We start from the raw sequence: 6,327 nt of genomic DNA, 5'->3' as shown, positions 1-6,327 counted from the left end.
CCGTTACACAACCGACACGCCCAACGGCAACTACGAAGACATCGAGCGTTCATCTCAATCGGCGGAAAAAGTGAGTTTCTGGAAAGCCTGCGCCGACATCCGTGTCTGGGCACTTGCACTGGCTTATGGTTGCTGCTTTGGTATGGAAATTACCTTCGATGGCGTGGCTGCGCTGTACTTCTTCGACAATTTCAAGATGGAAGAAACACAGGCGGGTTTCTGGGCTATGCTCTTCGGCGGCATGAATATTTTCGCCCGGGCACTTGGCGGTATCGTGGCCGATAAAGTCGGGAACAAATACGGAATGCGCGGTAAAGGTATCTTGCTGGCCAGTATGCTTTTGCTGGAAGGATTGGGAATTATTCTCTTCGCTCAGGCCGGTAACCTTCCTATGGCCATTCTGTCGATGCTGGTGTTTGCCTTATTCCTGAAAATGTCGAACGGCGGTACGTACGCCATCGTTCCGTTTGTCAATCCAAAAGCCGTTGGTATCATTTCTGGCGTAGTAGGTGCGGGCGGTAACGTGGGTGGTATGCTGATGGGCTTTCTGTTCAAATCGCAGTCTATTACGTATAGTCAGGCATTTCTGTATATCGGTGGTATCGTTGCCGTAATCGGATTGCTTTTATTCCTGATCAACTTCGGAAAAGCCGTTGTGGTCGAACCAGCCGAAGTCGAATTGCAAACCGCTTAACGTAGACAAACCCCTAAATCCCCTAAAGGGGACTTAATTCAAGTGCGAGCCAAGTCCCCTTCAGGGGATTTAGGGGTTTTTATATTTCAAAGACATGACTCACCAAACTACCTGTTGTTATTGTGGCGTTGGCTGTGGAATCGTGGTCAAACAGGAACAGAACGGGCGCTTGAGCCTCGAAGGTGATAAGCAGCATCCATCCAACAAAGGCATGCTTTGCTCGAAAGGGATGAACCTGCATTATACCGTCATGGACCAATCGGACCGGCTGCTATATCCGCAGATGCGGTTCAACCGAAACATGCCCATGCAACGGGTCAATTGGGACGTAGCGCTGGAACGTACAGCAGCTATTTTCAAGACGTTTATCCAGAAATACGGTCCTGATTCGGTTGCATTTTACGTATCGGGGCAGTGCCTGACGGAAGAATATTATCTGGTCAATAAACTTATCAAGGGATTTATTGGCTCCAACAACATCGATACGAACTCACGGTTGTGTATGAGTTCAGCGGTAGTCGGCTACAAACTGTCGCTGGGCGAAGATTCCGTACCGGTTTGCTACGACGACATCGAAGAAGCGGATGTGTTTCTGGTCGAAGGGGCAAATCCGGCCTGGTGCCATCCGATTATCTGGCGACGTATTGAAGCGCACAAAGCGGCTAACCCAAACGTCAAAATCATTTGTATTGACCCCCGCAAGACTGATACGGCGCGTTCGTCGGATTTGCATTTGCCGCTACGTCCCGGCACCGATATTGTGCTGAATAATGCTATTGGTCGGCTATTGATCGAGAAAAATTATATCGACGAGGAGTTTATCGTCAATCACGCCGATGGGTTTACTACGTATCGCGAACAGGTCATGCTACGTTCGGTAGACGAAGCCGCTGAGATTTGTGGCATTCCAGCCGACGATATTCATACCGCTGCGAATTGGATTGGCCGCTCGAAAGGGTTTCTATCGCTCTGGACGATGGGCCTGAATCAGTCGGTGATTGGGGTAAACAAAAACCTGTCGCTCATCAATTTACACCTGATTACAGGACGTATCGGTAAGCCAGGAAATGGACCGTTCTCACTCACCGGCCAGCCGAATGCAATGGGTGGTCGCGAAACTGGTGGACTGGCGAACGTACTGCCCGCTCACCGCGACGTAACAAATGCAGCTCACCGCGCCGAAGTGGAAGCGTTCTGGAATAGCCCCGTCAAGATTGCCGATAAACCCGGACTGACCGCTACTGAGATGTTCGACGCGCTGACAAACGATAAGTTGAAAGCTATCTGGATTATTAATACGAATCCTATGGTGAGTATGCCGGATGTAAATGCTGTCGAAAAAGCCTTAAAAAATGCGCGTTTCGTGGTCGTGCAGGACGTATCGAACCGGGCCGATACGGTGAAGTTTGCCGATGTAGTGTTGCCCGCAGCGGCCTGGCTCGAAAAAGAAGGCACCATGACCAACGCCGAACGGCGAATTTCGTATTTACCGAAAGTACTTGACGCACCCGGCGAAGCTCTCCCCGATGTGGAAATCATCTGGCGTTTCGCGCAGAAAATGGGTTTCGGTGCTGATTTTACGTATACGAATGCCTCAGAAGTTTATCAGGAATATACCCGTATCACCGCTGGAACAAACGTCGACGTAACGGGCGTGAGTTATGCGTTGCTGAAGCAGAAACGTAGCGTGCAGTGGCCTTATACGCAGGGGGCAGTGGGCAAAGAGCATGGAGAGAACAGCAGTCAGCGGGGATCATCAGGAACGAAGCGCCTATTTACGGATCATCACTTTTACACGGCGAATGGGCGGGCGCAAATTCATGCGGTGCCGGATGGAAATGCGTCGGAGCCGACTGATGATGATTTTCCGCTGATTCTCACCACAGGCCGCATCCGCGATCAGTGGCACACCATGACCAAAACGGGTCGGGTGGCGAAACTGAATCAGCACATTCCGCAGCCGTTTCTGCAAATTCATCCCGACGACGCCAGGGCACGTAGCATTCAGGACGGCCAACTGGTTGAGGTTCGGGGCCGACGTGGGGAAGTTCGGGTGAAAGCGCAACTGACCGAGGATGTGAGGCCGGGGCTTTGTTTCCTGCCCATGCACTGGGGCAAGGTGTCGGCCGGCGCTCCGGGAAACAGTAACCTAAACCGGGCGAACAATCTGACAAACGCACTGGTTGACCCACGCTCGAAAGAACCAGATTTTAAATTCACCGCCATTGACGTAGTACCGTATCGTAAGCCCGTTGAAAAGATCATTATTATCGGTGCTGGTTCGGCCGGTTTAGGGTTCATCAATACGTATCGTTCCTTAAATTCGGATGACGAGATCCACGTATTCTCCAAAGAAATTTACCCGTTTTATAACCGCGTTCTGTTGCCTGATTACATCAGCGGGGCGCAATCGTGGGAGCAGCTTGTCAAACTACGCGAAGATCAGTTTGACGAAGCGAATATCATCGTACATAAAGGCGTAGGAATCGCTCATATTGACCGTAAAGCGAAAGTTGTAACGGATACCGATGGTGTTGAACATTCGTACGACAAAATTCTTCTGGGGACTGGTAGTCGGGCGTTTATGCCTAAAGGTGTACCGCGCCTTCCCGGCATTTTCAACATGCGGTCGCGGCTCGATGCCGATTCCTTAAAACCATTTTTTAACCAGCCAGACCCCCACACAGTCATTGTAGGCGGTGGGTTACTCGGTCTGGAGCTAGCCGCTTCATTAAGGCAAATTGGCGTTCGTGTTACGGTAATTCAGCGGGCGGGGCGATTTATGGAACGTCAGCTTGATCCATTAGCCAGCGAATTACTTTATCTGGAACTGCTGGATCGGGGCATTGACATTTATTTCAACGAAGAAGTGCAGACGTTTGTTGGTACAGACCGGGTTGAAGGAATTCGGCTGAATTCAGGTCGAACAATCCATTGCCAGGCCGTAGTGATCGCCATCGGAACCGAACCGAATACCGAACTGGCCCGCACTGCCGGACTCAACTGTAATCGGGGCGTAGTGGTAAACGATTATTTGCAAACTTCCGACCCAGACATTTTTGCGGCTGGTGAAGTTGCTCAATGGAATGGCCAGATGTGGGGAATTACCCTTGCCGCCGAACAACAGGCCGACGTAGCAGCCCGCTACATTGCCGGTGATATTTCGCAACCGTATCGAGGAAGCCTGGGCATCAGCATCCTGAAAATGGAAGGGCTACACTTATGCAGCATGGGCATAACCGAAGTGCCTGCCAATACCACAGACTACGAGGAAATTATTTTCATCGATAAAGCGAAACGATATTACAAAAAGTGCATCGTCCATAACGACAAGCTGGTCGGTGCCATTCTGGTCGGCGACAAGAACGAGTTTGCTGAATTCCGTGAACTTATTGCCAAAGGCGTTGAGCTATCCGATAAGCGTTTACAGCTCCTGCGTGCCAGCAAAAAAGTTGATCCGGTCGAAGGCAAACTGGTCTGTTCCTGCAATTCGGTTGGTCAGGGCAATCTGGAACGGGCTATTCAGGCGGGCTGCGCCGATTTTCAGCAACTGTGCCAGAAAACCGGCGCCGGAACCGGCTGCGGTTCGTGCAGACCAGAAGTACGTAGCATTCTGGAAAAAATGAGTGAATTAGTGTAATGCAGAAATCATGCGCGATTATTATACCATAAAAATCAACCTGCCCGGCGGAATCGTGTCGCCCGGTACGTTGCAGACCGCATTGCAGCTGGCCTACGACGCGAAAGTCAGGACGGTTCGGTTCGGGGCGCGTCAGCAGTTGCTCATGACGGTGCATTATGAGGATATGCGTTTTCTGGAGAAAGAGTTAAAAGAGCATCAGATTACGTACGAAGCCAACACGAATCAGTATCCAAACATTATCAGTTCCTATTGCGGAGAGGAAGTGTTTCGAACGGGTGCGTGGCTGCGCGAAAGCGAATACCACACCTTGCTGGATCAGTTTGATTATCAACCTCAACTGAAAGTTAATCTATCGGATCTCAATCAGAGCTTTACGCCATTTTTCACCGGCAATCTAAATTTCATTGCTTCGTCGGAACCTCACTTCTGGCATCTTTACGTGCGTCCGAAACAAAGCAATACGGTATTCCACTGGCCCGAACAGGTTTATACGAACGATGTTGGCCGTCTTGCCAAAGCTGTTGAAGACGTACTGCTCAATCAAGGGCATTCCGATGCCGAATCGCTGTTCAGAGCCGTTACGTCCGCAGACACGTTTATTACGCAACCCGCTACAGAAGAGATTGATTTACCCGAATTTTCGCTGCCTTATTACGAAGGTTTTAACCGGTACGGGCAACGGTCGTGGCTTGGTCTTTATCGGCGCGATGAGCAGTTTTCGGTTGCATTCCTGCTGGATGTCTGCGCGCTTTGCCTTAAAACACGTATAGGTGAACTCTGCACAACACCCTGGAAATCGCTTATCATCAAAGGAATTGAAGAAAAAGATCGCGCAGCCTGGTCGTACATTCTCGGAAAATATAATATCAATGTTCGTCATGCCGCCAATGAACTAGCCTGGCAAACCGAAGACCTCACCGACGAAGGAACAGCGCTCAAGCACTACGTTATGCGGTATTTTGAGAGGCATGATACCCGTACGTTTGGGCTATGCTTCGGTGTTCAGACGCAACCCAAGTCGGAGGTATTTGGCTCTGTATTGATCCGCAAACGGCCTTTGCTACGTATCGGTCAACTAGCCTTGTTCAGCGTGTACGATCTGTATTACACCGAAAACTTTAATCCGAACAGTCGAACGTATCATCTGTTTGAAAAAGGTTTGTTCAGGCTGCACGTACCGAATCAGGTCGGGCGACTTTGCCGCAAGTTCCTTACACGGCGTGCCCAGGAAAGTTCTGAAATCATTCGCCTGGAAACAGAGAAAACCGAACCTGTTCTGACCAACGTAGCAACCGTCTATCAGTGCCCTCATTGCTTTACCGTTTACGATCCGCAATACGGTGATGAACGTAGCAACATTCCGGCGGGTACCCCTTTCACTACGTTACCAACCGATTATTGCTGCTCAACCTGCGATGCCCCGAAAGCAGACCTGCGCGAAATCCAGGAAGTGCTTGTGAGTTGAGGTTAACAATTTAGGCACCAAATCTTTTTACATCATCCATTCTATGCAACCAGTGACTATTGCCCCTGTTTTCTTTGCCTTCGAAAACGACTTTGTGGAGTCGCTACGTTGCATTCCAATGGTTGTTCGTTACAAACTCGATACGTGCGGCATCAAGCTAAAACTTCCCGAATGGGTTAAACTGACCGTTGCCGACAAGGCCCGATTAGCCGAACAGCCTTGTTACACACCGGCCGAAATTGCCCGCTATCGTCTTGACCTGATTGAGCTTGTGCTGCTACGTTGCGGGCAACGGGTCAGCGACCTACAGAACGTAGATGCCGCTTGGGAAATACTTGGGGAAGTGCCTGCCGAAGTTCAGCAGAAAGCGCTGGAGTGGCAATGTGAGCAGCTAACCATTCATCAATGGCTTCAGCTTGACGTTTTACAACGGTTTGCCCTGGTTAAACTGAGCCGATCTGGTCACGAAGGCAAAAACTTTCCAAGAGCGATTAGCGAGTTCTTTGGGAAGAAGTAGTTTGGCTT

At 50.2% G+C, this 6,327-nt stretch carries 3 protein-coding genes and 1 pseudogene; all 4 read left to right on the top strand.

All coding sequences use genetic code 11. The annotated features are described in order from the left end of the window. Nucleotides 1-694 (top strand): annotated as a pseudogene (locus ACOJS8_RS04535) (MFS transporter); the annotation flags it as partial. A 94-nt stretch (nucleotides 695-788) separates the two neighbouring features. Beyond that, nucleotides 789-4,334, top strand: coding sequence for a molybdopterin-dependent oxidoreductase (locus ACOJS8_RS04530; protein ID WP_420147342.1), 3,546 nt, complete (start codon nucleotides 789-791; stop codon nucleotides 4,332-4,334). Between the two features lie 10 nt (nucleotides 4,335-4,344). Next, nucleotides 4,345-5,802, top strand: a complete 1,458-nt coding sequence (locus ACOJS8_RS04525; protein ID WP_420147341.1) for a rubredoxin — start codon at nucleotides 4,345-4,347, stop codon at nucleotides 5,800-5,802. Between the two features lie 43 nt (nucleotides 5,803-5,845). Next, nucleotides 5,846-6,319 carry a nitrate reductase associated protein gene (locus ACOJS8_RS04520; protein ID WP_420147340.1) on the top strand — a complete coding sequence of 158 codons (474 nt, stop codon included), beginning with the start codon at nucleotides 5,846-5,848 and terminating at the stop codon, nucleotides 6,317-6,319. The last annotated feature ends 8 nt before the right edge of the window (nucleotides 6,320-6,327 follow it).

It is taken from the genome of Spirosoma sp., assembly GCF_048594605.1.
Lineage (GTDB): Bacteria > Bacteroidota > Bacteroidia > Cytophagales > Spirosomataceae > Spirosoma.
Note: the sequence above shows the minus strand (reverse complement) of the source record. Positions and strands in the feature narration are given on the sequence as shown.